At 59.1% G+C, this 26,418-nt stretch carries 25 protein-coding genes; 8 read left to right on the top strand and 17 right to left on the bottom strand.

Annotation, left to right across the window (positions count from 1 at the left end):
* Nucleotides 1-128 precede the first annotated feature (128 nt).
* Both SFUM_RS20880 and yihA read left to right on the top strand, forming a co-directional pair.
* A complete protein-coding gene (locus tag SFUM_RS20880) occupies nt 129-1,280 on the top strand; it encodes a pyridoxal phosphate-dependent aminotransferase (protein WP_011700832.1) in 1,152 nt (383 codons plus the stop codon).
* Nucleotides 1,281-1,288: 8 nt separating this feature from the next.
* Nucleotides 1,289-1,885: a ribosome biogenesis GTP-binding protein YihA/YsxC gene (yihA, locus tag SFUM_RS20875; RefSeq protein WP_011700831.1), complete on the top strand. Its 597-nt coding sequence runs from the start codon at nt 1,289-1,291 to the stop codon at nt 1,883-1,885.
* A 454-nt stretch (nt 1,886-2,339) separates the two neighbouring features.
* On the opposite strand, the gene SFUM_RS20870 is transcribed toward yihA, so the two are convergent.
* The 4 genes from SFUM_RS20870 to SFUM_RS20855 all read right to left on the bottom strand — a co-directional run bounded on the left by SFUM_RS20870 (nt 2,340) and on the right by SFUM_RS20855 (nt 7,664).
* Nucleotides 2,340-3,734, bottom strand: coding sequence for a class I tRNA ligase family protein (locus SFUM_RS20870; protein ID WP_041441181.1), 1,395 nt, complete (start codon nt 3,732-3,734; stop codon nt 2,340-2,342).
* A gap of 223 nt (nt 3,735-3,957) precedes the next feature.
* A complete protein-coding gene (locus tag SFUM_RS20865) occupies nt 3,958-5,295 on the bottom strand; it encodes a hemolysin family protein (protein ID WP_208597084.1) in 1,338 nt (445 codons plus the stop codon).
* A 190-nt stretch (nt 5,296-5,485) separates the two neighbouring features.
* Nucleotides 5,486-6,016, bottom strand: coding sequence for an HPF/RaiA family ribosome-associated protein (locus tag SFUM_RS20860; RefSeq protein WP_011700828.1), 531 nt, complete (start codon nt 6,014-6,016; stop codon nt 5,486-5,488).
* A 400-nt stretch (nt 6,017-6,416) separates the two neighbouring features.
* The gene (locus tag SFUM_RS20855) at nt 6,417-7,664 is read right to left on the bottom strand and encodes a bifunctional alpha/beta hydrolase/OsmC family protein (RefSeq protein WP_011700827.1); all 1,248 of its coding nucleotides are present in this window, start codon (nt 7,662-7,664) and stop codon (nt 6,417-6,419) included.
* Nucleotides 7,665-7,973: 309 nt separating this feature from the next.
* Here SFUM_RS20855 and SFUM_RS22230 point away from each other — a divergent pair, with 309 nt between their 5' ends.
* Entirely contained in the window at nt 7,974-8,423 is a 450-nt protein-coding gene (locus SFUM_RS22230; protein WP_011700826.1) for a cytochrome c3 family protein, read from the top strand.
* Between the two features lie 139 nt (nt 8,424-8,562).
* On the opposite strand, the gene SFUM_RS20840 is transcribed toward SFUM_RS22230, so the two are convergent.
* From SFUM_RS20840 to SFUM_RS20815, 6 genes are all read right to left on the bottom strand, one after another.
* On the bottom strand, nt 8,563-8,748 hold the full coding sequence (locus SFUM_RS20840; protein ID WP_011700825.1) for a ferredoxin: 186 nt from the start codon (nt 8,746-8,748) through the stop codon (nt 8,563-8,565).
* Between the two features lie 431 nt (nt 8,749-9,179).
* Entirely contained in the window at nt 9,180-9,497 is a 318-nt protein-coding gene (locus SFUM_RS20835) for a TusE/DsrC/DsvC family sulfur relay protein (RefSeq protein ID WP_011700824.1), read from the bottom strand.
* Nucleotides 9,498-9,522: 25 nt separating this feature from the next.
* Nucleotides 9,523-10,977 carry a cobyrinic acid a,c-diamide synthase CobB gene (locus tag SFUM_RS20830; protein WP_150109597.1) on the bottom strand — a complete coding sequence of 485 codons (1,455 nt, stop codon included), beginning with the start codon at nt 10,975-10,977 and terminating at the stop codon, nt 9,523-9,525.
* Nucleotides 10,978-11,044: 67 nt separating this feature from the next.
* Entirely contained in the window at nt 11,045-12,145 is a 1,101-nt protein-coding gene (dsrB, locus tag SFUM_RS20825; protein WP_011700822.1) for a dissimilatory-type sulfite reductase subunit beta, read from the bottom strand.
* A gap of 12 nt (nt 12,146-12,157) precedes the next feature.
* Nucleotides 12,158-13,432 carry a dissimilatory-type sulfite reductase subunit alpha gene (gene dsrA / locus SFUM_RS20820; RefSeq protein ID WP_011700821.1) on the bottom strand — a complete coding sequence of 425 codons (1,275 nt, stop codon included), beginning with the start codon at nt 13,430-13,432 and terminating at the stop codon, nt 12,158-12,160.
* A gap of 198 nt (nt 13,433-13,630) precedes the next feature.
* On the bottom strand, nt 13,631-13,867 hold the full coding sequence (locus SFUM_RS20815; protein ID WP_011700820.1) for a dissimilatory sulfite reductase D family protein: 237 nt from the start codon (nt 13,865-13,867) through the stop codon (nt 13,631-13,633).
* Between the two features lie 378 nt (nt 13,868-14,245).
* Between SFUM_RS20815 and SFUM_RS20810 the strand changes: the two genes are divergently transcribed.
* Nucleotides 14,246-14,926, top strand: a complete 681-nt coding sequence (locus SFUM_RS20810) for a tetratricopeptide repeat protein (RefSeq protein ID WP_011700819.1) — start codon at nt 14,246-14,248, stop codon at nt 14,924-14,926.
* A gap of 137 nt (nt 14,927-15,063) precedes the next feature.
* Nucleotides 15,064-15,582, top strand: coding sequence for an FKBP-type peptidyl-prolyl cis-trans isomerase (locus SFUM_RS20805; protein ID WP_011700818.1), 519 nt, complete (start codon nt 15,064-15,066; stop codon nt 15,580-15,582).
* Between the two features lie 71 nt (nt 15,583-15,653).
* Here SFUM_RS20805 and SFUM_RS20800 read toward each other — a convergent pair whose 3' ends face one another.
* Nucleotides 15,654-15,989 (bottom strand): hypothetical protein, encoded by a 336-nt coding sequence (locus SFUM_RS20800; protein WP_011700817.1) that lies wholly within the window; start codon nt 15,987-15,989, stop codon nt 15,654-15,656.
* A 59-nt stretch (nt 15,990-16,048) separates the two neighbouring features.
* Nucleotides 16,049-17,026, bottom strand: a complete 978-nt coding sequence (gene ahbA, locus SFUM_RS20795) for a siroheme decarboxylase subunit alpha (protein ID WP_049766444.1) — start codon at nt 17,024-17,026, stop codon at nt 16,049-16,051.
* Between the two features lie 294 nt (nt 17,027-17,320).
* Here ahbA and SFUM_RS20790 point away from each other — a divergent pair, with 294 nt between their 5' ends.
* Complete coding sequence (locus SFUM_RS20790; protein ID WP_150109596.1) at nt 17,321-18,514, top strand: hypothetical protein; 1,194 nt, start codon at nt 17,321-17,323, stop codon at nt 18,512-18,514.
* Between the two features lie 82 nt (nt 18,515-18,596).
* On the opposite strand, the gene SFUM_RS22225 is transcribed toward SFUM_RS20790, so the two are convergent.
* The 4 genes from SFUM_RS22225 to SFUM_RS20770 form a co-directional block, all read right to left on the bottom strand.
* A complete protein-coding gene (locus tag SFUM_RS22225; RefSeq protein ID WP_150109595.1) occupies nt 18,597-19,097 on the bottom strand; it encodes a protease inhibitor I42 family protein in 501 nt (166 codons plus the stop codon).
* A gap of 849 nt (nt 19,098-19,946) precedes the next feature.
* The gene (locus SFUM_RS22220; protein ID WP_337833061.1) at nt 19,947-20,267 is read right to left on the bottom strand and encodes an IscA/HesB family protein; all 321 of its coding nucleotides are present in this window, start codon (nt 20,265-20,267) and stop codon (nt 19,947-19,949) included.
* A gap of 550 nt (nt 20,268-20,817) precedes the next feature.
* A complete protein-coding gene (locus tag SFUM_RS20775) occupies nt 20,818-21,150 on the bottom strand; it encodes an STAS domain-containing protein (RefSeq protein ID WP_011700812.1) in 333 nt (110 codons plus the stop codon).
* A gap of 31 nt (nt 21,151-21,181) precedes the next feature.
* Nucleotides 21,182-21,649 carry an ATP-binding protein gene (locus tag SFUM_RS20770; RefSeq protein ID WP_011700811.1) on the bottom strand — a complete coding sequence of 156 codons (468 nt, stop codon included), beginning with the start codon at nt 21,647-21,649 and terminating at the stop codon, nt 21,182-21,184.
* A 301-nt stretch (nt 21,650-21,950) separates the two neighbouring features.
* Here SFUM_RS20770 and SFUM_RS20765 point away from each other — a divergent pair, with 301 nt between their 5' ends.
* Both SFUM_RS20765 and SFUM_RS20760 read left to right on the top strand, forming a co-directional pair.
* Entirely contained in the window at nt 21,951-24,452 is a 2,502-nt protein-coding gene (locus SFUM_RS20765; protein ID WP_011700810.1) for an ABC transporter ATP-binding protein/permease, read from the top strand.
* On the top strand, nt 24,418-24,939 hold the full coding sequence (locus SFUM_RS20760) for a Crp/Fnr family transcriptional regulator (RefSeq protein WP_011700809.1): 522 nt from the start codon (nt 24,418-24,420) through the stop codon (nt 24,937-24,939). Before SFUM_RS20765 ends, SFUM_RS20760 begins: the two co-directional genes overlap by 35 nt.
* Nucleotides 24,940-25,312: 373 nt before the next feature.
* Here SFUM_RS20760 and SFUM_RS20755 read toward each other — a convergent pair whose 3' ends face one another.
* The gene (locus SFUM_RS20755; protein WP_011700808.1) at nt 25,313-26,371 is read right to left on the bottom strand and encodes a galactose-1-phosphate uridylyltransferase; all 1,059 of its coding nucleotides are present in this window, start codon (nt 26,369-26,371) and stop codon (nt 25,313-25,315) included.
* Nucleotides 26,372-26,418: the final 47 nt, after the last annotated feature.

The following is a 26,418-nucleotide window of genomic DNA, read 5'->3' as shown; positions in this document are numbered from 1 at the left end:
CGGTAGAGGGTGGAATATCGCCTTCCCTTCGGCGCCCAGCCGGTTTATCATGCATTTCGAGTCGACGGTCCCACTACACCTCCACATCTCACGCTCATGCGGGAAGCTCTGGAAAGGCGGGTATTATCATGATCTGCAGACGAGTCGAGGAACTCAAGTCATTCATCGTCATGGACGTTCTGGAACGCGCCCAGGAAATGGAACGGGCCGGGCAGTCCATTATTCATCTCGAAGTGGGGGAGCCCGATTTCAACACCCCCGAAGCCGTCAAACAGGCGGCGGTTCGCGCCTTGGAGCGGGGAGAGACCCATTACACCCACAGCCTCGGCCTCGCGCAACTCCGGGAAGCGGTCTGCGATTACTACGAAGAAACTTACGGCGTGAGCAACCTGGAGCCCGAGCAGGTGCTGATCACGTCCGGGACTTCACCGGCTTTCCTGGTGGCCATGGGCACCATCCTGAACCACGGCGAGGAAGTGATTCTCTCGGACCCTCACTACGCCTGTCATCCCAACTTCGTCCGCTTCCTCGAGGGCATTCCGAAGTTCGTCCCCGTGTACGAAGAAGACGCCTTCCAATACAGGCCGGAAGCCATCCGGGCGGCCTTGACGCCGCGGACGAAGGCAATCCTCATCAATTCGCCCGCAAACCCCACGGGAAATCTGCTGGAACCCGACCGCATGGCCGAAATCGCGGACATGGGCCGACTCGTTTTGAGCGATGAGATCTATCACGGTCTGGTCTATGAAGGGCGGGCCCGCTCGATTCTCGAATTCACCGATAACTGCATCGTCTTCAACGGCTTTTCCAAGCTTTTCGCAATGACCGGCTGGCGGCTCGGGTACCTGATCGTCCCCCCGAGGATGGTCCGTCCCATGCAGAAGATGCTCCAGAACTTCTTTATCTCCGCGAATTCCGTGGCACAGGCCGCCGGATATGTCGCTCTGACCGACCCCTGTGTCCGGGAGGACATCCGGCATATGCTCGACCGGTACAACAAGCGCCGGCAGTTCATCATCCCGCGCCTGAGGGAAATCGGCTTCGGAATCACGGTGGAGCCCACGGGGGCCTTCTACGTTTTCGCCAATGCCCGGCGGTTCACCGGCGATTCCTATGCCTTTGCCTTCGAAATCCTCGAAAAGGCCAAGGTCGGCATCACTCCCGGCGTGGACTTCGGACCGAACGGAGAAGGCTACGTCCGGTTCAGTTACGCGAACTCCCTGGAGAACATCGCCGAAGGGCTGAACCGGATCGAGGACTACCTGCGCAAGCGGAGCTGAAGGAGCCGATGCCATCCGCCATGGTGATCAAATCCGCCGAATTCAAGACCGCGGCCGTGCGCTCAGGCCAGTATCCGGACGATCATCTTCCGGAAGTGGCCTTTGCCGGGCGTTCCAACGTCGGGAAGTCCTCCCTCATCAACTGCCTGTTGCAGCGCCGGAAACTGGTACGCACGAGCCGCACCCCGGGGCAGACGCAGACCATCAATTTTTTCCTGATCAACGGGCTTTTCTACTGCGTGGATCTCCCGGGATACGGTTTTGCCCGGGTTCCGATGGCGGTGCGGGCCCAATGGGGTCCCATGGTGGAATCATACCTGGGGGGCCGGCCGAACCTGCGCGGCGTGGTCCAAATCCTGGATGCACGGCACCCGCCCAGCCCGGATGACCTGAAGCTCTGGAACTGGCTCATCGATCGCAAAATCCCGGCCGTTCCGGTTTTGACCAAAGCGGACAAGGTTCCCCGTACGAAATGGGATGCAGCCGCATCCCGGGCATCTCTGAGCCTCGGAATCCCTCGCGACAGGCTCCTCCTCTTCTCCTCCGAAACCCGGCATGGGCGCGATGCGCTGCTGCTCCAGGTCGCCGCCTGGATCGATCCTTGATACCCATTGTCCTGGAGACACCCCCCTTCATGCTCCGGGGTATCGCCCGGTATAGGGCGATTACTTGGAAAATACCGGTCTTCACGCCTCCCGGGTGAGTCTGCCTGCATGCTTCGCGGGTGACGCGGTCGCCATGGGCAATTGCATTCAAGATGGGAGCCGTGACGGGAGGGCATGAAGTCCTCCCCTTGTATGTTGGCTATGACGGCAGGGGAAAGGGTATTGGGACCGTGAACTGCGCTGCCGCGCATCCCACCCTTGCTGGGCGACTCAAGCGTTGACAAGGAACACGATTGCCGTGTCCGACCGGCATATTGGTCCGCAGGAGCGGTTATCCCCGCCTGCGTCATCCCTCCCGCCGGGCAGGTGATGTGTAATCTTGAACGCGAACCGGCATGAGGCGGTTCCGGGAGACAACGTCAGAATGCTTCCCCCGGATGGTTTCAACGAGCCGCTAATCGGCGAAAATCACACGCAGTACCCGGTCCGCCTTGCGCAGCTCTTCTTCGATCCTTCGGCATTCCGTACCGCCCAGTTTGCCCTGCCGGTTCAATGCGGCCAGTTCCTGGAGCGACTTGTAGAGGAAATCGAACGCCCCTTTGACGTTCAGATCGTCGTTCATGTGTTTTTCAAAACCCGGCAGCAGACCGTCCACCAGCTTCTTTGCCGCTCCCGGGGACTTGTCGGGAGCGGTTCCGCCGGCCTCGCCGGTGCATCCGATTTCGCCCAGCACCTCGGTCAGATCGTCGAGCTTGCGGCTCAGCGTCTTGAACCGGTCCATCGTCAGGTTGATGGTCTTGCGGTGGTTCCCGTATATGAGATAGAAGCGGATGTGCCGATGCTCGGCCCCTTCTTTGAGCAGGTCTTCCGGATAGAGGATGTTCCCGACGCTCTTCGACATCTTCTTGCCGTCGACGAGCAGATGCTCTCCATGAATCCAGTAGCGGGAGAACTCCTCGCCCGAAATTGCCTCGATCACCGCCAGATTGTAGTCATGGTGCCGGTAGAGATTGTCCACGCCGCCGCAGGCGATATCGATCGTGTACCCGAGATGCCTGGTGATCATCGCGGGGTCCTGGATGTTCCAGGCAGGCCGCCCTTTCCCGATCGGAGTGTCCCAGTAGAGGGGGTCCCCCTGCCGGTAACCGTGCCAGAGCACGAAATCGCCGAGGTTCCAGCGCCGCCCGGGATAGGTGTCCTGCTTGAAGCGTCGCTTCGCCTTGGGCCACTTGCTCATGTCGAGCCGGAAGAGTCTGCCGAAACCCTTGACCTGGAGCGGATCGAAGAAGACGTCGCCCTCGTGCCAATAGGCAATCCCCTTGGACAAAAGGAGCAGGATGAGCCTGACCGCTTGCTCGACGGTAGTGGATGAGCGCGGGACCAGGCTTGGCAGCTTGATCCTGAGTGCCCCCGCTTCCTCGAAAAAAAGCCGGGTGTTCCTGTCGGTCAATTCCAGAACGGTAGTACCGGCCTTCTGCGCCTCCGAGATCGCCTTGTCCTCCACGTCCGTGAGGCTGAGTGCCCTCTCGACCGTGAAACCGAGATGCTCGAGATACCTCTGAAGCACATCCTCCCAGAGGAAACTGCGATAGTTGCCCACATGCGGTCTGCCGTATATGGAGGGACCGCAGGAGAACATCTTCACGGCCCCTTCATTCCTGGGTTCGAACCGCTCCTTGCGTCGGGACATGGTATTGTAGAGTTGAAGCATGCCGAATCCATCCTTTGCCGTTGAGAATTCCCGCGCCTGCGGCCGTTCACCGCCTGCGTGAGGGTTGGTCGACTCCATGCCGGGACCCCGCTCCCCGTCCTTGAAATGGTCCCTTCGAATGCCTTCCCTGCCGGTCATGACCCGTTCTTTTCCAACGGGATCACCAGTACGAACCGCTATGCGCGAAACGTCCAGGCGGCCCCTCGGGGAAAACGACTTCCCGCACACCGCGCTCATCGGCCGGGCAATTCACCACAGCGTCCTTCCGGGCGCCGGAGCGAAGCCCCGATGACCCGCCCGGTCCGGCAGCCGTGGCACCACGCCCCCCGGTGCAGGCCGTCGTCCGCCGCTCGGCGGAGGATCATTCCGACGGTTCCGGCGACTCCTTGTCCACCGCCTCGATAAAAACCTTGTCGACGCGATGCCGATCCATATCGACGACCTCGAAGCGCCAGCCGCAACACTCAAAGTGATCGGCCGTCCTGGGCACACGCTTCAGGTAATTCATCACGAATCCGCCCAGTGTCTGGAAATTCCCGGCCCTCTCCCCGGGCAATTTCCGAATGTCGAGATAGACCTTCACCTCGCCTATGGGCAACGTGCCGTCCATGAGCCAGGAGCCGTCATCACGCCGCACCACCCGAGGCTCTTCGGATTGGTCCTCCGAGGGGATGCTCCCGATGATCGCCTCCAGCACGTCATTTATCGTCACCAGACCTTCAATGGTCCCGTATTCGTCGATGACCATCGCAACCTGCATGCCGGAATCCCGGAAAAGCTCCATCACCTTGAGCGCATGCATGCTTTCCACCACGAACAGGGGCTTCTGGATGCAACACCGCAGGTCGATGGCCTGTCCGGCCGCAGTGTGTGTGAAAAGATCCCTGACATGGACGATGCCGAGGATATTCCCGAGCCTTCCGTGGCATACCGGAAATCGGGAATGATTGCTCATGGCGACTTTTCGCTTGATCTTGTCGGCGGAATCGTTGATGTCGATCCAGGAGATCTTCTGCCGGGGCGTCATGAGTCCCCCGACCCTTCGGTCGCCCAGCCGGAAAACCCGTTCGACCAGGTCCTGCTCGGTCTGCTCGAAAACTCCCGCCGTCGTCGCCTGTCCGATCATAGCCCGAATCTCCTCTTCCGTGAAGGGAGGTTCCGTGGATGGCCGGACCCGCAGCAACCTGAGCGCCAAATCCGTCGACATGCTCAAGAGCCGCACCACAGGTGACCCCGCAATCGACAGCCAGCGCATCGGGCCGGCGCTCAGGGAGGCGATCCGTTCCGGGCTGTTCAAAGCCAGCCGCTTGGGAACGAGCTCTCCGATCACAAGCGACACATAGGTCAGGGCAAGGACCACGACGGCCACGGCGATGGTTTCACTGTAAGGGCGGAGCATCGGATAGGACGACAGGAGACCCGCCAGGCGGTGCGCTACCGTCGCGCCGCCGAATACGCCGCTCATCACGCCCACCAGGGTGATGCCGATTTGTGCCGTCGAGAGGAACAGGTTCGGGCTGTTTGCGAGCTCCAACGCGTTCCGCGCTTTCACGTCCCCCTCTTCCGCCAGTCTCTGCAGTCGTGCCTTTCGGGCGGAGATGATGGCGATTTCGGACATGGAGAACAAGCCGTTGATCAGGATGAGGAAGAGAATGACGACGATGTCAAAATCCCCGAAGGACATTCCCGATTTTCCCATGACTCTTCTTCAGACCTCACCTTTCGGTCGAGTCAAGTCGGAAGCACGCTCCATTTTCGACGATACCGGCCCCCCCATCCCATCGCCCCCCACGGATGTAACCGGGAACCGGAGGCACCCACCGACGATTCCAAGCCGGCATTGGCTCTCGAAATCCCCGCGGTGCCCGGCGGCCTTGCCGCTTCCCGGCCTATATCACAAAGACCGAGCTCGCCTGCGATCCCTTCTCCCCTTCCCTTTCGACGAAGCTGACGGGGGTCCCCACCGCGAGGTCCTTGAACTTTCCGTTGAGCAACGCGTTTTCGTGAAAATACACTTCGCGACCTTCGGGTGTCGTCAGAAAACCGTATCCCTCCTCGGAAAACAACCGGCTCACGCGGGCGACCGGCCGTTCCTCATGGTATTTCACCTCGCCGCGCTGTTTCTCTGCGACTTCCTTGAGCCGGCGTTGCGCGGTCTCGAAGGAACCGACGATGGCCGCATGAAGGTCCTCATCAGGCTCCCGTTTGATGACGATGTCCCGACCGGGGACCGCCAGTTCGATGCGCACGCTGTACAGGATGCCGCTGCGCTGACTGCGATGGGGTATCTCCACCCGCACTCGGCATCCAATGAGCTTGTCGTTGATCCGGTCGAGCTTTTCCGCTTTTTCACGGATCAGTTCTTCCGTGGCGTCCGAAATATGAACGTTGTGAGCGCTGATTTCCAGTGGAAGCTTCATTGGTTGATCTCCAAACCCGTTGAATTGGAAGTTGATGTCCTGCCGGGCCATTTCCCGGCCTGGAATGAATCGAACCCATCCCGGTGGATGACGGCCATCCGCCCCGGCCCGATATCCCTCTCCACGCCCGGCAATCCGCGCCGGGCCGGCATCTCGCCCGCCCGACCGCATCGCCCTCGCCACGCCCGGCGGCGGTAATCCAGTACCCCGTTCGGAGGCTGGCACCCCGAACCTTTTGTCACCGACACCCATTTCCATAGGGGACGACGCGAATTGCGCGAATCGGCGGGCATTGACAAAGGACAACCCGGGCAGGCGCAGGCCCGTGCAAAAATAAAGCTCAAACCCGAAGCATTCAAGCATTTTCTGCACTTCCCGGCTCGAATCGAGAAAAAAGATCTCATTCAACGCCGTTTCGAGCCGGCGGCGGCTCTTTCAGGTGCGATCTGACCTCGACCATCGAATGCAATGTGCGGTGCACCGGGCACTTGTTCGCAATTTCGAGCAGCTTCTGCCGCTGAGCATCATCAAGAGGGCCGGAGGGTTCGATCTCCCGCTCGATGGAATCGATCGTCCTGCTCCCATCCTCGCAATCCCGGCAATCATCACGGTGGATTTTGCGATGCCGCAGCCGCACGGTGATGGACTCCAGCGGCCATCCCTTGCGGTCGGCGTACATCCGGAGCGTCATGCCGGTACAAGCTCCCAGTGCCGACACCAGGTAGTCGTAGGGAGTGGGACCGGTGTCGGCGCCCCCGACGGCAATCGGTTCGTCCGCGATCAACCGGTGCCCGTTGGCCAGGATCTCGGTTCGGTATCCCGTCCTCCCGGTGCGTGCCACCACGCGGTTGTCGGTGAGGTCCCTCAGGGCGGCGGTCGTTTCGGGCATCTCCAGGTACCTGGACGCCCACGCCGCCAGCACCGAGCCGGCATAAAGGGAATCCGCACGGTTGGACAGAAGATGGTCGGCGGTATCCAGAGAAACGAAGCTTTTCGGGTGTCCGGCAGCCTGGAAAATTCTGGCCGCGTTGTCCACGGAAACGATGCTGTCCAGGGGGGAATGCATGATGAGCAACGGCTTGCGCAGGTCGCGGATGGTCTGCTCCATGCGCTTTTCCTCCAGGTCCTCGAGGAACTGCCTTCGGATGACGAAGTCACGGCCCGCAAGTCTCACCTCCGCCTCCCCCCGGGCCTTGATTTCCGCCCTGGAACCGCCCAGAAGCTCCGCCACGTGGGCCAAGTCGGACGGGGCGGCAATCGTCGCCACCGCCATAGCCGACGGGATGAGTGCCGCCGCCTGAAGCACCGCCGCCCCGCCCAGGGAATGGCCGAGCAGCAACCGTGGCGCTTCGAAGTGCGATTCCAGGAACCGGGCCGCCGCAACCAGGTCGGATACATTGGTGGAGAAATTCGTCTCGGAGAAATCTCCTTCACTCTCGCCCAGACCGGTGAAGTCGAACCGGAGCACGGCAATCCCCCGGCTCGACAAGGCGCGATTGACGTTGACCACGGCGTTGAAGTTCTTTGTGCATGTAAAACAATGTGCAAATATGGCATAAGTCAAAGGTTTCTCATCGGCGGGCAAATCGAGCCGCGCCGAAAGGTTCTTGCCGTCCGCGTTTCTGAAAACGAGCTTTTGAAAATGCATTCGCCCAAGACCTCCTTGTGACGACGGTTCGAGGAGTGTCGCTCCGAACGCCCGGTCCGTACCGGGTCGGACGTCAATTAGAAGTTTAATCATTTCGGACTGCGTGGCAATTCGAAATCCTGCCGGATACTCCCCGGCGGCAGACCGCAGACGTTCCCGCCGACTTGTTCCCGAGCCTGTAGAGCCGCAATCGCCGCAATCGGAGAATAAGTTGCTTGACATCTAGAGAAATTCTTCACTAGAATGCAACGAGTTTGCTTGTAAACCGGTTACAGCTGACTTTTTTAAAGAGGAGAGAAGGAGAGTAGAATGAGGAGAGGTTCAAAGCTGTTTTCATGCGTGAGCGTAGCGGTCACCCTGATTTTCGCTGCTGCGGTGTTCGTGTTCGCCGCCGAGAAAGCGCCCGACGTGATCACCATCAAGGATGGGCTCTGGCCGACTCCGACCAAGGCGGCGGTGGAATTGACCCACAAGAAGCATGCGGAAGACTACAAGATCGCCTGCGCCGAGTGCCATCACGTCTACAAGGACGGAAAGAATGTCTGGAAGGAAGGCGACGCTGTGGACAAGTGCAGCAAGTGCCACAATGAGCCCACCATCCAGGGCGAGCTCAAGCTTCCTCCCGAGCAGCAGAAACTGAACCTGAAGATCGCATTCCACAAGAATTGCCAGGAGTGCCACAAGAAGCACAAGCAGGAAAAGCCGGACACCAAAGCTCCGGTCACCTGCGCCGGCTGCCATCCGGCACCCCAGAAGTAAGCAGTCATACCGACCATCACGGACCCGCCTCGTCCCGGGACGAGGCGGGTTTTCTTATGTCGCCGCTTGGACGCAAAAAAGCCATCCGGACGACCGGATGGCTTCGGGTACCGACAAAATGTCGCGAATATGCGCGGGACTAGACTTCTTCCACGGTGATCGCGCCCTGCTCGCACACTTCCACGCAGCTCTCGCAGCCGAGGCACTCATCCTCATTGACCGGTTCGGCCTTGCCGTCAACCAGTTCGTACACATCAACGGGGCACACATCTACACATTCGGCATCGCCAACGCACTTATCCTTATCAACCGTAACCTTAAACATCTTTTTTCCTCCGTCGTCGCTTGAAATGAGTAACATGGGCATTGAGTTACCGGGCAGACTTCCTGTTCTGGTCCCTGACCTTTTCCGAGTCTTTTCCTCGTAACCCCTTCCACTTTCATTGTCAAGCTGAATCGATAAACCTAAAAGTTCACCTTTTCCCTTTCACTCGACATCCCCTCCGGCTCACGGATCGCACGCGGCCGAGCGCCTCGAAGAGACCCGGATGTTCTGAGCATTGCTTCTTATCACCGGACGGATTTCAGAGCAAGCACAGAAAGGCAAATTGCTCCCAGATTTTCGGAAAGAATGGGAACTGTTTCACATGAACGGACCACGCGGCGCTCCAAGGGGCTTTGAGGAAAGTGCCGAAATCGCGCGGGGGGAGGGACACCAGGGCGGGAGAACCCGCCCTGGCGCAACGATTCGACGAACTAGACGCAACCGGTGGGCTTGGGAAGACCCGCCATCTTACAGGCGCCCTTGCCCGGTCCCGACGGGAACAGCTCGTAGATGTATTTCAGCTTGTATCCGGTCACCTTGGTGAGAATCCTGACCATGGGGGCGATACCATGCTTCTTGTAATAGTCCTGAAGCACGTGGATGACCTTCCAGTGCTCTTCGGTGAGGTCCGTGATGCCTTCGGAGGTCTTCACATATTCAACCCAGTCGGGATTCCACTGATCAAAGCTGCTGATGAAACCGTCTTCATCCACTTCAAACTGCTTGCCTTTGAATTCGATCTGTCCCATGGACAATTCCTCCTTTAACAATCAGTTAAGAAACCACAGATTCCCGACACACTTCGTGTGTCCACTCATTATCGATAGATCCGTGCGCTTTGGCCTGCCGAAAGCACAAGGCTGCGCGTACCAGCCCTTCAGCCCAGCAGTCATGCCCCACGGCATGGATGTGGGAATAACTGGCCAATACGTTCTTATAGCACATTCCATCCCAGCCCGCCACAATGCCGTGTCCCTTTTCCAACCGGAAAACGAACGGAAAATCCCGGGCCGGACCGATAATCCTGGAGTAGTGAAATTCGTGCCCTTTGCACGATTGCCCCACTCCGAGGAAAGGATTTCCCCTCACGCATTCCATGACCGTGTAACCATGTCCCTGCGGCCTGCTTCCCAGCACCACATCGAACGGGAACACACCCGTCATCGGAAACGAATTCCCTCCCTGGAGGATCCCCCGGCACAGATACATCAGACCGCCGCATTCCGCGTACACGGGAAGGCCGATTTCGATCCGGTCCTTCAAGGATTTTCGAAAGGTCTCGTTGAGTGAGAGGCGTTCGAGGTGGGTCTCCGGAAAGCCCCCCCCGATGTACAACGCATCGACGTCGGGAAGCGGACGATCGGCGAGGCTGTTGACCTCGACGATGGCAGCACCCCGTTCCTCCAGCGCTTCGATGTTCTCGGGGTAATAGAACTGAAACGCCGAATCACGGATCACCCCTATGGACACGGGTCCTCTCATCCCGGCACCCGCCTGCAGGTCCGCCATCCGGGTGGGCCATCCAAGCGGTTCGGCAGTGGAGGCAATGTCCCACAAGGCGTCCAGATCGATGCACTCCTTCATTCTGCCCGCGGCAAATTCCACGGCACCGGAAATGTCCCCCGCCTCCTGGGGCGGAACGAGCCCCAGGTGACGCTCCGGAAAGAAGTTCGTACTCTCCTTGGGAACCACCCCGAGCACCGGAATCCGGCAATAACGCTCGATGGCCCCACGAAGAACCCGTTCATGCCTCCTGCCGGCCACCTGGTTGAGAATAACCCCTGCGATTCCAACCTCGGGGTCCAGGTGTTGACAGCCGAGCACCAGGGCGGCTGCAGTGCGTGTCACCTTGGTGGCGTCGAGCACGATAATAACCGGAGTTCTCAACAACTTGGACAATTCGGCGGTGGAGTAACTGCCTTGAACATCCACTCCGTCGTAAAGCCCACGGTTGCCTTCGATCACTGCTCCGTCCCCCTTGTTGGCGCGTCGGAGAAAGGAGCACAGCATTTCATCCGGTTTCATCAAGAACGGGTCCAGATTGTAACAAGCGTGCCGTGCCGCCGCGGACAGCCAGGCGGCATCGATGTAGTCCGGTCCCTTCTTGAAAGGAACCACCCGCAACCCTTTGTACAGACGCCAAGCGGCCGCGAGCCCCAGGGAAACGACGGTTTTCCCGGACCCGCCACGTAGCGCGGCAATCATCAGGCGCGGTTTCTCAAAAGTCATCGAAAACATCTCGCAGGGAAGGTGCCGGCGTGCAACAAGTCCGCAGCCGACACCCGAACAAGATCATTTAGAACTTGAACTGCGTCGTGGTTCTCCAGGTCGTCATGGCAAGGCGGTAGTCGTCGATGTGCTCGTGCCTGAATTCCAGGCCCGTCTTCTCGAAGAACCGTTCCCAGCCGATCCGGTTGATCCACTCGCCCACGCGCTCGTAGCGGCGGCCGCCGGCAGCGTATTCGGTCACGATCTTCTTGACCGTTTTGACCGCGGTCGGCCAGCGCGGCGGCTCATTGGGAATGTAAGGAACCGCCAGCTTGGAGAACATCGGGACGGACTTGACGTTGGAGACCTTTCCGCCGACCCAGATGGCGATTCCATCGCCCTCGCCGTCGGCCAGAGGCAGAGCCGGGCACATGGTGTAGCAGTTGCCGCAGAACATGCAGCGGTTCTGATTGATCTCAACGCTCTTCATCTCGCCGACCTTCTTGGGCTTGATGGCGGCCGTCGGGCAGGCGGCGATCACGAGAGGAATCTCGCACACGTTCTGGACACGGTCATGCTCGATCAAAGGCGGTTTGCGGTGCACGCCGAGGATGGCGATGTCCGAGCAGTGCACGGCGCCGCACATGTTCAGGCAGCACGCCAGGGCGATGCGCACCTGTGCGGGGAGCTTGTGCGATCCGAAATACTCGAACAGCTCGTCCATGACGGCCTTGACGACGCCGGAAGCGTCGATGGCCGGGGTGTGGCAGTGGGCCCAGCCCTGGGTATGAACGATATTGGTCACGCTGTTTCCCGTACCGCCGATGGGGAACCAGTTTCCGCGGCTGCGCAGATGATCGATCAAGGGCTGCAGCTTGGATTTGTCGCTCACCAGGAACTCCACGTTGTTCCTGGTTGTCCAGCGCAGGAATCCGCCACAAAATTTGTCGGCGATGTCGCACATTTCGCGAATCAGATCGACACTGATGAGGCGGGCGGACCCGATGCGCACCGAGTAGATTTCGGCGCCGGATTCGGCAACGTGCACCAATACACCAGGTTCCAGGATTTCATGATACTTCCACTTCCCGAAGTTTTCCTTGATGACCGGGGGGAAGAACCTGTCGTACTTCGGAGGACCAATGTCGGTTATCCGATCTTGCATGAGATTATTGGGATCAAAAGCCATAATCAAAACCTCCTAAGCTTGGTGCCGTTGACGGAAAGCTACGCCATCATGTTCCCAACCACCGGGGACCTCGGCCGGATCGTAGAAAATGTAGGGATTGTACCGCGGGGTGTTGATCATGCGAGGATCGGGGGTCAGGTCGGTCGCCTTGAGGAACTCCCGCAGGCCGACCCGCTGGATCATCTCGCCCAGCCGCTCGCGGTTCTTCCCATTTTCCATCCAGTAATCCCACACCTTTTCGACGAATTCCTTGAACTCCGCGTAAGGCGGTTCCATTTTCATAAAGGGAATCACCACGCTGGAGAGCTGAGCGCCTTCAAGGATGGGGGCCTTCGCGCCCACAAGGATCGTCGCGCCGGTGTCGACTCCGGGCCGCAGAGCCCGAGGCATGACGCGGATGCAGTGCATGCAGCGGGTGCAGTCTTCATCCCAGATTTTGAGGGCCTTTCCGTCCCATTCCATGCATTTGGTCGGACAAAGGTCGATCACTTCCGCAGTGATGTCAAAAGCGCGTTTCTCTCTTCCACCGGCTCCGGCGTGCGGAACGAGTTCCCCAGCCGCGTAGGCCTTCACCGCATCCTGATCGATCCGAATCTTGTCACGCCAGGTCCCGATGATGGAGCAGTCGGAACGTGCGATGGCGGCAACGCAGTCCATCGGGCAGCCGGATGCCTTGAACTTGAACTTGTAGGGGAACATGGGCCGATGGAGCGCGTCCTGGTATTCCATGGTGAGGTCGTAGATGATGTCCTGAGTGTTGATGCAGGACCATTCGCAACGGGACATCCCCAGGCAGCCTTCAGGGGTTCTCAGGTTGGAGCCGGAACCGCCGAGGTCCATCTCCATTTCATGAGTGAGCTCGTAAAAGATGGGTTCCAATTGGTCCGTGGTGGTGCCGAGGAGCACGATGTCGCCGGTGGAACCGTGCAGGTTGGTGAGCCCGCTGCCTCTCGGTTCGAAGAGATCGCACAGCTTGCGCAAAACCTCGGTGGTGTAATACTTGCTGGCAGGCTGATTGATTCGAATCGTATGGAAATGCGCAACATTCGGGAACAGGTCGGGTCGGTCGCAATAACGCCCGATGACCCCTCCGCCGTAGCCGAGAACGCCGACGATGCCGCCGTGTTTCCAGTGGCCTTCCTTATCCCGGTAGGACATCTCCATGATTCCCAACCAGTCCTCGCACATGCGATTCTTAGGGGCCATGCGCTTGACGTCGGTCACGAAACTCGGCCAAGGTCCCTTCTCTAATTCATCAAGCATAGGAGTTGCATGCTTCAGTGCCATTCCATCTACCTCCATAGGCCAAATTCTCTCATCACTCCAATAGTACTCATCCTCATCTTCCCTACGAAGAATCTTCGAAGCCCTCCCGTTTCACCTCCTTTTTTTCAAATGAAAACAATCAATTCCAAAATGTGGACAGACGTCTTGATGGTATATACCCGGTTCGATTACTGAGCAATGGCAGGGGGAGTCGGCGGGTTAGTTCATACCTTTTTCTTCTTTTTCCACGTCGCCCTCTATGGGGAGCATATACATCGTGGTGCTTCCGCTGGACCAATATTTCAACTTGCCCTCGGCGACAAGCTCGTTAATGATCTTCTTCGCCTGCATCATTTTGATTTCCGGCACCGCTTTGCACAAATCGTTGAAGTAGTGTTTCGTCTTCTTCTGCTCCTTGACCCATTCGATGATCCGCTGCTTTGCATCCTCGCTCATGCTTGTCCTCCATGGTCTGACCAGTGATGCGTTCATTCAAAACAGGAACAGGGATGTTCCTGTCAACCTCGAAAATTCACTGAAAAAACGGAAAACATCGAATCATTTGATTAACGCGACGAGGCTGCTTTGTCAATAGAAAATTCCCTATAAAATCAGCACAAAACCGGCTCCAGGATTGAGAAAACAAGCACATGAAAACCCCTTTGTTGACATCATCTCCGCCTGTGGTTAACAATCGCTTGGCCCGGTGGTTACATTGGCGGTTCAATCCCGTGAATACCGCCCGAAACCGTGCGAAAGCGTATACAAATCGGCACATTGCCGATGACATTCAAACCCCGGCCCTCCCGCGGCGATCCGCCCGGCGGGGTTGGAATGAAAATCACCCATGCATTGAAGGGGCGCACATCCACCATGACACATCCGGACCAAGCCGAAGCAAAGTTGAATCTCTACATCAAGTTCTTGAAGGAAAGGCTTTTTTTCGAGCCGCAATCCGCCACGCTCCACTATAACCTCGGCCTCGCCTACTCTCAAAAGCAGCTTGAGGACGAGGCCATTTCCGAATTCAAGCAGGCCCTCGAATGCGACCCCGGACTTGCCCAGGCTCACGTGAACCTCGGAGGGCTCTATCTTCGCAAGGGCGACCATGCGCAGGCGCTGGCGGAGAATCTCAAGGCGGTCGAGCTCGACCCGAACCTGCCCATGGCCCACAACAATGTGGCCTTCGCGCGCCTGCAGGAGGGCGACTACGAACGGGCCATCGAGTCCAGCCGGAGGGCCGTCGAACTGATGCCCGGACTGATCCAGGCGCACAACACCCTCGCCGTGGCGCTCATTCAGGCCGGCGATCTCGACTCCAGCATCGCCGTCTCCCTGGACATGCTGAAAATGAACGAACGGTTCGGACCGGCCCACTACAACCTGGCTGTCGCCTATAAAGTGAAAGGGGATCTGGAGCGCGCTCGAGTTCACTACGCTCAGGCACTTTCCCTGGGAGGGCCCGTGGATCCCCTGCTGGAAGCCGAGCTGAGTCTCGAAGACCGCCGATCCTGAGTGCCCGCGAGTCGGAAAGCGCTTTATCCCCTCCTCAACAAGGAACACGAAAACCGCTCCCGGGTTTTGCCGCGAGTCCCCGGCGCAGGGCGGTTCGCGGATGAATCGCGGCAGATTCCCACAATACCGGAGAAATCATGGAGCAGGATCGATCGGGCATGGAAATAGGGCAGGATATGTTCGCCGTCATCGAATACACCGTGCAACTGGACGACGGTTCCTTCGTGAAAGGGGAAGACGGGCCGGTATCCATGAACTTCGTGGTGGGCTACAACCAGATCATGCCCTCCCTGGAACTAAAGCTCATCGGACTGCGCGAAGGCATGGAAAAGGAGTTCGTCATCCCGGCCTGCGACGCCTTTGGAGAGTACGACCCGCACCAGGTCCGCATCAGACCCCTGGAAGAGTTTCCCGAAGGCCGGAACCTGGAGGCAGGTAAATGGGCCATCGCGACCAATCCCGAAACGGAGGCCCAATTCAGCTATTTCGTCAGGGAAAAGACCTCGGAAACGGTCACGCTCGATTTCAACCACCCACTGGCGGGGCGGGCTCTGCATTACCGAGTGCGCGTCATGCGCGTCAGGCCGGCCGACGAGGAAGAACTGCTGTACCTGCGGCCCTGCGGACAGGAAGGAGAGCCGGCCCCGGGGGAATGACGCTTCGAGGCGGCCGGTCCCCGGTTCCCGGGACAAAAACGGGCATCATGCCCGGTCCCGCGCAGCCCCGTTCATTGATTCTCCATCCTCTTTCTGTACCAGACACAGAAATCGCCTATGACACGTGCCCGCCTGTCCCCCTGGAGAAACCCCCGGCACAGGTCGAACAACTCCTTGTGCAGCGACACCGATTCTTCCTGGTTGTGCTGTGCCTCGTAGAATTCCTTCAGCAGGGCGGTGGCCTTGACCGAATCCGAGCCGAAGATCCTTTCCCGCGGATCCTTGGGTTCCTGGAACGGGTCCCAGTTCTCGTACCCGATCCTCAGGATGCGCTCCTGTCCGCGCTTGGACATCGTGTCAAAGATCGCCCGTTTTCTCATCTCGTATTCTTTTTCATCGACCGCCATCCGACCCTCCAGCCGCCTGTCACCGGAGCCGCCACGCTCCGCAACCCCCGCGGTCACGCTCAGCTCCAGAAGAGTTTTAGCCTGATTTTCTTGAACTCTTTCGTACTGAACAAAATCTCGTATTCTTTCATGCCGATCGCTTCCCCCAACCGCTCCGCCACCTTTCGGCAATCATCCGCACTGCGGCCGTGAATCATCGCGTAGAGGTTGAACGGCCATTCGGAATACGAGGGTCTTTGATAGCAGTGGCTCACCTCAGGATATGAGGACAGGATTCGCCCGTATTCGTCGATCCGGTCCCGGGGACAGTTCCATACCACCATGCCGTTGGAGTTGAACCCGACCTGGCGGTGATTCAATACCGCCGCAAAACGCCGGATGAACCCCTGTTGAAGCCACCGGTTCATTGTCTCGATGAGCTTCGTCTCCCCCATGTCCAGGCTTTCGGCCCAGGCCCGGAAGGGGGCCTCAACCAGAGGCAGGTCCTCCTGAATGCAGCGCACGATCCGGATGTTTTCATCCGTCGCTTCAAAGGCGACGGTGGACTCAATCGGGGGCAAATCGCCGCGCTCCTCACTCAGTTCCCCTTCCCCCTCCTCCAGGACATCGAGCACGACCGCCAGCTTGTACTTGCGGATGGCGGGAAGGATCAGGGCCGGCCAGCCGCCGGCGGATTGCGCGAGTTCCCCTACGGTTCTTTCGAGCGCCTTTCCCGGCGGCACGGCAACCGTGAACCACATGTTGTAGTTGCCCGGTCGAAGATAGTTGTGACTCACCCCCGGATACCGATTGATCGCCGAAGCCGCGTGCTCCAGGTCTTTTTCCGGCACGGCCATCGCCACGAGGCTGCTCCGGTACCCCAGCGCCCCCGTGTTGAAGATCGCGCTGATCTGCCTGATAAGCTTGCGTTCCTTGAGTGTTCCGATGAGTTCGCACACCCTTCCGCCACTTATTCCAAGACCTTCCGAAAGCGCGTGGTAAGGTTCCGGCACCAGTGGAAAAGAGCGTTGCACCCGATCGAGCAATATTCGGCTCATTGAATCCAAAATGTTCGCTCCTTGACGAAGGAGTAGCCAGACTCCATCCGTTAAGATCGATCCGGCAACAGACGCACACGTTCGGTCTGTCCCGGATTTGCAATATATACCGCTGCGATGCCACAGACAAGCATGGCGATCTCCCGGCCGAATCGATTCGTGGTGGACAAAAATCGGTTCGCAGGTGTAAGACGGTTCACGTCCTGTTCATCCCCTGCAAGGAGGGACTTCACTCCTGCCCGTCGAGGCTGCCGAATGCGGCAGGGAACCATTGATTCATGTCGGAAGGACGTCGTGACACCGCAACCTTTTCCGGTCCACCTGCTGGTGGAACTCCCCCGGGGCGCCGTTCCCCTGGATGCGCGACTGGCCCGAACGCCACTCCCCGGCGGCCCGGCTTCGGCTGCGCCCGGCGGCGGCATCCTTTATGGACCGTACCTCGAAGCCCTGGCCGCGTTTCTCGCCCGGGACTCCTTCGCGCCGCTGCGCAATGCCCTCAGCAGGCTTCTCGATCATCCCGTGCCTCTGGAAGCCGTTGAAGCCGTTCGGATTACCAGCGTGAAACACGGCGCCATCTATCACGTCGCGCGCATCACCGCGCACGTCGCCTCGACTGAATACTCACTGGCGGCAAACACGGCAATGGAACCCGCGCAACAAGCATTCCTGGAAAATGAGTTCCATGTCCTGCAGGAGCTGCAATCCGCTTCGGCTCCCCCCCGCCTGCCCCGCGCATGCCTTCTCGGAGAGGCAACGTACCGGGACGGTTCCGCTCCGCCCAGGCCGTTCATGCTGTCTATCCTCGAATGGTTCGAGGATTTCCATGAGTTCCATACCTCCCGCGGGGGGCCTCGGAAGGGCCCGGCAGTCCGGGTCTGGGCCGGGACCCGGGACGACTTGTTCCTGAACGCGGAACAGGAACGGATACTGTACGGCGGTGCCTCGGCAATCCTGACCGACTGTCTCGATACCCGGGACTTCCGGCAAATATACCCGTGGCATCACGCAGCCGGTGATTTTGTGGTCCGCCTCCAGGGCGATGATCTCCGCGTGCGGCTGATCACGGCCCGGGATTACCGCAGTCTGCTCGCTCTCGACAACGCTCCCCAGGCGATCTGGATCGGCATTGCCCATTTCTTTCTGAACCTCAGCATGCGCATGCGCCTCGATCGCTGGGAAGGGACGGGGGATCTCGCCTGGGCCGGCGCTCACATCCTCGACGGGGTCATCGCCGGATTCGTGAATGCCTGGTCCCGGAAAAGCGAAAAGCTGCCGCAGCTGCCCTCGGCCAAAGAGGTCATGAGCGTGCTGCGCAGCTTCAGCGAAGACGAATGGCTCGCTCTGGCGGAAATCGTGCTGCCTCAAGCAATGGTCGAAAAGGAAGAGATCGCCTTCCTGGAAGAACGTCTGGGAACTCACGTCACCGAGCTTTCATCCGCACTGGCCGGTGACGGTTTCCGCGAACGGGCCGGGAGGATCGGGGCCTGATCCTTACCCCTCAGGGCTTACCCCCGCCACGTTCAGGCGGAGTATCGCGAGCACACGGGCTCCACTCGTCGGGGCTTCCCTCTTATTTCACCACGACCGAGTAAACGGCCGTCCTCGCGGGGGGCACTCCCTTTTCCCAGGAACGTAGATATTCCAAGCGGATGGAGGTCATCCCCACGCCTACCGCCTGAAACGTCCACACTTCCGTTCCTCCCTCTCCGATCCGTCTGCCGGACGATGCCTTGTACTCGGAGCCCACCAGCTTCAGAATGCTCTCGTCCAGAGGGGCCGCGAGCCTCCACTGGAATCCAGTGCTCGCGTTTGACTTGAGAGTGAGCGAGAACTCGCTCCCTTGCTCCACTACCAGTTGATTCACCGGGAGAACCTGCTCTCCGGACGTTTGTCCTTCATTCACGGCTGCCTTCTGAGCTTCTGCGTCACCCGTCTGTTTTCCGGCGATCAGAAAGGGCACACAGAGTACGCCGATCAGGACGAATAGTAAGGACCTCCCGCCGACCCGCCGGCCCTGTGCCTCCGGTTTCGCTCTCACCTGTCTGCAGTTCATTGGATCGGTGCGTTTCACATCGTATCCTTTCGCGTGCTCAGGTGTCACTCCGACTCTCGCGACTCCTCCGGCCCCGTGTCGTCGCCGACACGCTCCGGTTCCCGCGCGCTATCCCTTGTCGCCGCAAACGTCCCCACCCGCGCTCCATTTCCGAGCCTGCCGTCACCAGCGGTGATTCCACCATGAACACGGGAGCGTTGCCGGCTGCCGTTCGCGTTGTCACTGTACCAAATCTTTCAGCTTTTGCGGAGAAATTTCAATACGGTCGCCCCCGCCGACCCGTGAGGGAATACGCCCGGCCATCAACCATGAGCCCGAGAACGTCAGGCAAAGGGTACCGGACGTCCCGCGCGGACCGGAACCGCTCCCCCCGACGCGCTCTCGCCCCGCCTGCCGACGAGCCGTCGAATACCGGCCTCTTCGCCTTCACCCGTCACACAAGCTTCGCTGCGCCGTGCGCCTGGGTCTTCGCCCCCTCAAGAGGACGGCCCTTGCCGCGGCGAAGAGCCCGGACCGGAAAGCCTTTCGGAAAACCCCGACTGCCCATGAAAAGAAAACGCCCCGCCGGGGCGCAATTCACAGTGCATTGTGCGCCGTCAGCTCGGGGCGGCTTCTGATAAAATGAGGCCGTCACACCTCCGTATGACGGCCTCCGGGTAGTCTTCCCGCAATTCTGCTTCAATGATGCTGATCTTCACGCGCGCAGTCGGCCTGAGTCCCGGCGACGTTCCCGACAACGGCGAACCGGCTGGAGACCCACGCCGGCCTTCGAACCCTCGCAGAACGGCACGTCGGGCTCAAGCCCGCCAATACAGCGAACGCATTACGCCGCGGGACATCAAGGGCACTCAGCCATGCAGCGGCTGCCTAGCAGTGGCACGATGTGGACCCGCACCCCCCGCCGCCCACCGGCACCTCGGCGGTCAGCTTGAAACCTGCACCCATGCCCGGGTGAACCACATAGTCCACGTTCACGCTCTTGACCTTGCCCAGCAGTTCCCTGTCGATCACCATGGTAAAACCGTTGATCTTGAATACTTCATCTTGCTCTTTAGGTTCATCCAGAACCATAGACAACGACGGACCGCTTCACCCTCCCATCTGGAGGAAAACACGTATGGGAACGATTTCCTTTTCCTTGAAGTAGTCCTTGAGGACCTCTTCGGCCTTCGTAGTGATGCTGATCATCAATCTTCCTCCTGTTATTATTTGGTAGCCATTATTTAAGAGTAATCGATTGCAATGTCAACGGCCCATCGGCTGCAGGCGGGCAGAACCGAGTCCGCGGGTTGCACGGGAGCGCCCGCCCCGGTTCGCACCACCACGGAAATCGCTCTGAAGCCTTGATCAAAGCCAATCCATATTTCAAAAGCCCGGATTCGAATGCTACCCTTTAACATATAGAACCGGAAGGGGAAACCCCCAAACACCCCCAAACACCGGGTATGGAGACAATAAATCGGCAGAACTCCGGGCGTGTGTCGGCTGAGGATTGCCGCAAGGTCGGTGAAGGGGGGGGAGCGATGCGCGGGAACACGCGGAGGCGACGGCGCGGCCCGGGGTCGGAACACCCGCCGAACCGGCATGCTGCAAGAATGAGGAGGTTTCGCCGCTCCCTCGTATCGGGACATCCGGTTCGCTCACCCGTCGTTCGGGGAATCGGCAGCCCGCCGGTCTGCGGACACACGTCGGCATGTGGCGTGCCGGGTCAGACCCGGAAGCACGCTACGGTGTGCGATCAGAGGGCGTGGAGCGATTCTTCCAGGGTTGGGTGTATCGGGAGTATCGTCGCAATACCGGACAGATCGAAAATCTCCCGGATGTAGTCCTTCATCGAGCACAGGCAGAGCTGCCCGTCGATGCGTTTGAGATCCTTGACCGACTTGATGATCACACGGAGCCCGGCACTCGATATGTAGTCGACTCCCCCCAGGTCGAGAACCAGTTTGTTTTCTCCGGCCTGGATCAGGCTGTACAGTTTTTCTCCGAATTGGTCGGATGTATTCGAATCAAGGCGCCCTTTCAGGACGAGAATGGTGATTCCGTTCTCTTTCCTTTCATCCACTTCCATTCGTCTTCTCCCCCAACGGCTGACCGGTTTTTCAGGATGCAGGCTCGAAAATCTTCTTCATCCGGATCAGATTTTTGCCATCGCGCCGTTCATATTTGATTTCGTCCATCAGCCTGCGCAGCAAATGCAGTCCCATTCCCCCGATTTCCCGCTCCTCGATGGGACAGGTGATATCGGGCTCCTCGGCCTGGAGCGGATCGAAAGGGGCGCCGTCATCCTCCACGGTCAGCGTGACTGCCCCGGACGCGCAGGCGAGACCGACCATGATGTTGTACTTGCCGTCTTCTTTCCGACCGTACTTGATGGTATTGGTGATGAGTTCGTCCAGGGCGAGGTTCAGCGCGAACACGACTTTGTCCGGAAGATGGTGTTCTTCCCCGAAACGATGGACGATCGTGGCAAGACGGTCCAATTCGGACAAATTGCCCTCGACGCGAAAGGAAACCTCATCGGCCGTCATGCATGCCCCTTTGAACGCTTCCGCAGCCCGATGCGACATAATCTTACCCTTCGAAATCATAAAGGATGCCCCCGAACCGGTCAATCGATAAGTAATGCATTGTGTCTTTGCCGGGGTCATTGTATTTACATGGGGGAACGCTCACACAGTAAGGAAAACGAGCGGGTGCTTCCTTTCGGGTCTTGATGCCGCGCGTGTCGCTCGGAAGAAGCGCTCTCACCGCCAATCTGTTCCGGTGTAAAAGCGGCCGACCCGGATCGGATCACAGCCATGCCGGCTCCCGAATCGTGCATGCGCATTTGACGATTGCACCCGATAACTCCAGGGGGAATGAGTTCCGATGATCACCAAACGCCCGTTGTCCTATTGGGTCAAGACCAGCAACATGAAGCTTCAGGTGCTTCTGCTGGGGCTGATTCTGATTACCGTCGCAGCCAGGGTGTTTCCGCTGGAAATGCAGAAAAAAATCGTCAACCAGGCCATCGGAGCGAGGAAAGTCGACCTGCTCTTTCTCTACTGCGGATTGTACCTGGCGGCGGTGCTTCTCGCCAGCGGTCTGAAGTACGTCACGACCGTTCTCCAGACGCACATCGGCCAGGAAGCCCTCAACCGTATCCGAAAAGGGCTTTACGAACACATCCTTACACTCCCCCTCAGCTTTTTTCAGAAATCCTCGCCCGGTATGGTGGTGTCGTCGCTGGTGACCGAGGTGGCCAATGCGGGGGAATTCGTCGGCGCCGCCATCAGCACCCCGGCAATCAACCTGCTCACGCTGCTTGCCTTCGGCGCATACATGTTTTACCTCAATCCCCTGCTCGCAGTATTGAGCCTGGCCACCTACCCCATTGTCATCTATCTCGTCCCGAAGCTCCAGCAACGATCCAACAAGGCGAACAAGCAGCGGGTCGATATCACGCGGAAGATCAGCAGCAAGGTGGATGAAGCCATTTCCGGGATCCACGAAATCCACGGGAACGACAGCTTCCGCATCGAGAACCGCAAGTACGGGGCACTGGTCGACCAGCTCTTCAGGGTCAGGGTGATCTGGATCCTCTACAAGAACGGGGTCAAAGTCCTGAACAACCTGTTCCAGAATCTCGGTCCGTTCATCCTGTTTCTCGTCGGGGGCTATCTTGCCATCCAGGGCCGGTTCGACCTCGGAGCCCTGGTGGCGTTCCTGTCCGCCTACGAGAAGCTCTACGATCCATGGAAGGAGCTCATGGAATTCTACCAGGTCTACCAGGACGCAAGCGTCAGCTACGAGCGGATCATGGAATACTTCGACGTTGCGCCCGAGCACCTGCTCGAACCGCCGGATCGCGAACCTTACGCGTTCAAGGGTGAAGTCACGACCAGGGACCTGTCTTTCACGGTACCCGGCGGCATTCAGCTCCTCAAACAGATCAACCTCGAGCTGAAGCCGGGAGAGCAATTGGCCCTGGTCGGCTTTTCGGGGAGCGGGAAGAGCACCCTGGCTCACTGCATCAGCCAGCTCCACAAGTACACGGGGGGCACGGTCGAGATCGACGGTCACGAGGTGTCGGACCTGACGAAGATGGATATGGCCAAAAACATGGGCATCGTGGCCCAGTCCCCATTCATATTCGACGGGACCATCCGCGAAAACCTGCTCTACTCATGCGAGGCGGCGCTGGGCAAGAATGAGGACCCCGAAGAGCTTCCCACGCTGGATGAGATGATCCAGGTTCTGCAGCAGGTTGGCATCTTCGCGGACGTGCTGCGTTTCGGACTGAACACGATTCTCCACCGGGACCGCGAAGCCGAGCTGGTGGAGAAGCTGATCCGGGTGCGCCACAACTTCCAGGAGGAATACGGCGAGGAGCTTGCGGACTACTTCGAATTTTTCGATGAACGTCACTATCTCACCTATTCCGGCATCGCCGCAAATCTGATTTTCGGCAGCCCGAATCTGGACGAATTCATGATCGACCGGCTTCCCGAAAACAGGTATTTCCTGGACTTTCTGGACGAGGCGCAGCTCAGGAATCCGCTCATCAGCCTCGGCCGGGACCTGGCCTCCATGACCGTTGATATCCTGGGCAATCTTCCGCCGGACGAGGTTTTTTTCCGCAACACGCCGGTCACTTCGGACGAATTCGCCGAGACCAGGGCGCTCGTCAATCGCATGGAAAACGTTCACCTGCACGAACTCCGCGAAGAGGACCGGCTGATGCTGCTCAGGCTCGCTTTGAGGTTCACGCCCGGAGTTCACAAACTCATCGCCCTGCCGCCGATGATGGAAAACCTTATCCTGGAAGGCCGCCACCTGTTCAAGGACAAGATATCGCGGGAGCGGCCCGAAGCGGTGACCTCTTATGCAATGAACGACTACATATACACCCAGACCATTCTCGACAACATTCTTTTCGGCAAGCAGACCTCCGATCATCCCAAAGCACAGGAACGCATCGGTCAGAGCATTGTACATCTGCTTGTGGAGGAGGACCTCCTTGAAAAGGTGGTTGAAATCGGGATGGAATTCAATGTGGGCACGAAGGGCGACCGCTTGTCGGGGGGCCAGCGTCAGAAGCTTGCTATCGCCAGGGTGTTCCTGAAGAACCCGCCCATACTCGTGATGGATGAAGCCACCTCGGCCTTGGACAACGCTTCGCAGAAGCGGATTCAGAACCTCCTGGAAACCCGCTGGAAGGGCAAGAGCACGCTGATCGCAGTGGTTCACCGCCTCGACACCATCAAGGGATTCGACAAGGTCGCCGTGATGAAGGCGGGGAAGATTGCCGAATTTGGGGCATACGACGAACTGATTTCCAGAAAGGGATTGCTCTATGAACTCGTACACGGACCGCGGGCATCCGCCTAGCGAATACCAGGAAAACCTGGAAATCCTTCTTCAGATTCCCGTATTCTCCGGCTTGCCCATGGAAGCCCAGAAGGTTCTGGCTTATTTGTGTACACGGGAAGTCTTCAAACCCGGCGAATTCCTTTTCACGGAGGGGGACACGGACGAACACGCCTATTTCATCCTGGAGGGAAAAGCCGGACTGATGCTGACCGTTGACGGGACGAGCGAGCAAGTGAGAGAGTACGGGGAAAGCACTTTCCTCGGGGGACTCTCGCTTCTCTGCCCGGCCAAGCGGCTCTATTCCCTGAAAGCCCTGACGCGCATGCGATGCGTAATCTTCGCCCGGGACAAGTTCCAGCGAACCCTGGAACAGTTTCCCGATCTCGCCCGCATGGTGATCCAGGAGATTTGCACCCTCATTCACCAATGGGAATCGAGCCTGATCGTCGAACACGCCCGGCATTGCCCCGATTGCAGGGGAAACGTCGGGGTGAGCCTGATTTAGCGCTGCGTCCCTGAAGCCCTTCGGTGTCCGGTGGCGCCCGCCGGAGTCCGGTTCGTCGTTCCCGCGAACCGCACAGACCCGGGAGCAAGATCACAGGATGGGCACGGCTCGGCCGTGCCGGCGATCCGAGTGGGCTGACTGTATCGGGGACAAGCACTCAAAGCGTCCCCCCACTCTCGCGGCCCGAGTCGCTCCCGTCCCCATCCCGCCGGGAAACCCCGTTTTGGGCAATCGCGGCGTGAAAGTCTCGCAGAATTCCCCACCTGATAATGGATGATGGGGAGGTTTCCCGCCGCTCTCATCTCGCAATCCGGTCCGGGAGGCCGCATTCCCGGTCTTGCGCCCGCCCCGTGCTTCATTCGGCGCCATGACCTCATCGGCTTTCGGCATCCATGGGCAAAACCCGATCCTCCCAGAATGGCCGCGCCCTCTCGCAGGTCAGCTCCGGAGCCGTGAAGGTGGCCATATCCCCCAGCATCACCTCGAACCCCGTGAAATCGCTGCGCACCCAGGGCGCGTAGTTGCCGCGCACGGCAAGGACCACCCGGAGCTCGAGATCGTCCGAACCGTCTTCCAGGAGCAGCAATCCCAGGTTGTACCCGTTGCGGCCGAGACTGCGGTAGAATTTCTGAGCGTTCAGGATGCCCCGGGCCAACGACCGCCAGTCGTCGTCCAAAACCTGCCGCAGGGAGCTGACGCCGGGCAGAATGCCCCATATTTCAAAAAAGGCTTCGGGAGCAAAGGCGGCCAGCCAATGCCATGAGCCGACGGCGCCGATATAGCGCTCCCCCGACCGCTTCTCATACTGCAGGTAGTCGGAAAGAAGGCGTGTACCCGTTTCAAGGCGATACTCCATTGCGCGGCCGCGCAGGAATCGCTGGCAATTGGCGGGTGTGCGGTCGGCCTGGACCTGCAGGTGCGGGTGGATCATGGAACCGCCGGCCGAGGGGAGGTGATTCTGAGTGATGGCCATGAAGATCGCCTCGGAATCGTAGGCCAGGACCCTCAGCAGATAGTCCCGGCAGTTGAGGAGACTGTCCGTGTAGGATTGCAGGGTTGCCGTGCCGATCTCCACGAAATGTGCTTCGTCGAAGAGGCTGACCGCCGAATAGCGGCCGTATGGAAAGAGATTGGGAAAAAGCGTGGAGGTCCCCCGGGTCATGCGTCCTTGTGCGCACAGCTCGGGCGGTAACCGCGGCGTGCTCGTGGAGACCCGTGCAGGACAAAACGGGCACTTATCCCGCTCCCCGGCAAAGGGCGGCGGCGCGGGCAAAGTCTCCGCACCGGGTTCGCGTTCCTCTCCGCGGCTGTAGGTGATCCTGCAGGTGCGTCCCGTGATGGGGTGAGTGCGGATTTCAATGAGGCGGTCCGCCGGAGCTCCATCGGGCAGTACGATCCGGGAATGAAATCTCTCGCGATCAAACCGAAGCATGCGTCTTTTCCTCTGAATTCACGTGCGTGAAAGACCCCGGCTTCCTC

The organism is Syntrophobacter fumaroxidans MPOB (assembly GCF_000014965.1).
Lineage (GTDB): Bacteria > Desulfobacterota > Syntrophobacteria > Syntrophobacterales > Syntrophobacteraceae > Syntrophobacter > Syntrophobacter fumaroxidans.
Note: the sequence above shows the minus strand (reverse complement) of the source record. Positions and strands in the feature narration are given on the sequence as shown.

Bases quoted from the DNA above. Each gene is read 5' to 3' on its own strand.
- SFUM_RS20770 (WP_011700811.1), bottom strand. From the start codon at position 21,649: ATGTCGCATCGGGCTGCGGAAGCGTTCAAAGGGGCATGCATGACGGCC.
- SFUM_RS20775 (WP_011700812.1), bottom strand. From the start codon at position 21,150: ATGGAAGTGGATGAAAGGAAAGAGAACGGAATCACCATTCTCGTCCTG.
- yihA (WP_011700831.1), top strand. From the start codon at position 1,289: ATGCCATCCGCCATGGTGATCAAATCCGCCGAATTCAAGACCGCGGCC.
- SFUM_RS20860 (WP_011700828.1), bottom strand. From the start codon at position 6,016: ATGAAGCTTCCACTGGAAATCAGCGCTCACAACGTTCATATTTCGGAC.
- SFUM_RS20815 (WP_011700820.1), bottom strand. From the start codon at position 13,867: ATGAGCGAGGATGCAAAGCAGCGGATCATCGAATGGGTCAAGGAGCAG.
- SFUM_RS20830 (WP_150109597.1), bottom strand. From the start codon at position 10,977: ATGACTTTTGAGAAACCGCGCCTGATGATTGCCGCGCTACGTGGCGGG.
- SFUM_RS22230 (WP_011700826.1), top strand. From the start codon at position 7,974: ATGAGGAGAGGTTCAAAGCTGTTTTCATGCGTGAGCGTAGCGGTCACC.
- ahbA (WP_049766444.1), bottom strand. From the start codon at position 17,026: ATGAGCCGAATATTGCTCGATCGGGTGCAACGCTCTTTTCCACTGGTG.
- dsrA (WP_011700821.1), bottom strand. From the start codon at position 13,432: ATGGCACTGAAGCATGCAACTCCTATGCTTGATGAATTAGAGAAGGGA.
- SFUM_RS20840 (WP_011700825.1), bottom strand. From the start codon at position 8,748: ATGTTTAAGGTTACGGTTGATAAGGATAAGTGCGTTGGCGATGCCGAA.
- SFUM_RS20765 (WP_011700810.1), top strand. From the start codon at position 21,951: ATGATCACCAAACGCCCGTTGTCCTATTGGGTCAAGACCAGCAACATG.
- SFUM_RS20880 (WP_011700832.1), top strand. From the start codon at position 129: ATGATCTGCAGACGAGTCGAGGAACTCAAGTCATTCATCGTCATGGAC.
- SFUM_RS20755 (WP_011700808.1), bottom strand. From the start codon at position 26,371: ATGCTTCGGTTTGATCGCGAGAGATTTCATTCCCGGATCGTACTGCCC.
- SFUM_RS20805 (WP_011700818.1), top strand. From the start codon at position 15,064: ATGGAGCAGGATCGATCGGGCATGGAAATAGGGCAGGATATGTTCGCC.
- dsrB (WP_011700822.1), bottom strand. From the start codon at position 12,145: ATGGCTTTTGATCCCAATAATCTCATGCAAGATCGGATAACCGACATT.
- SFUM_RS20800 (WP_011700817.1), bottom strand. From the start codon at position 15,989: ATGGCGGTCGATGAAAAAGAATACGAGATGAGAAAACGGGCGATCTTT.
- SFUM_RS20835 (WP_011700824.1), bottom strand. From the start codon at position 9,497: ATGGGACAGATCGAATTCAAAGGCAAGCAGTTTGAAGTGGATGAAGAC.
- SFUM_RS20760 (WP_011700809.1), top strand. From the start codon at position 24,418: ATGAACTCGTACACGGACCGCGGGCATCCGCCTAGCGAATACCAGGAA.
- SFUM_RS20870 (WP_041441181.1), bottom strand. From the start codon at position 3,734: ATGACCGGCAGGGAAGGCATTCGAAGGGACCATTTCAAGGACGGGGAG.
- SFUM_RS20865 (WP_208597084.1), bottom strand. From the start codon at position 5,295: ATGGGAAAATCGGGAATGTCCTTCGGGGATTTTGACATCGTCGTCATT.
- SFUM_RS20810 (WP_011700819.1), top strand. From the start codon at position 14,246: ATGAAAATCACCCATGCATTGAAGGGGCGCACATCCACCATGACACAT.
- SFUM_RS20855 (WP_011700827.1), bottom strand. From the start codon at position 7,664: ATGCATTTTCAAAAGCTCGTTTTCAGAAACGCGGACGGCAAGAACCTT.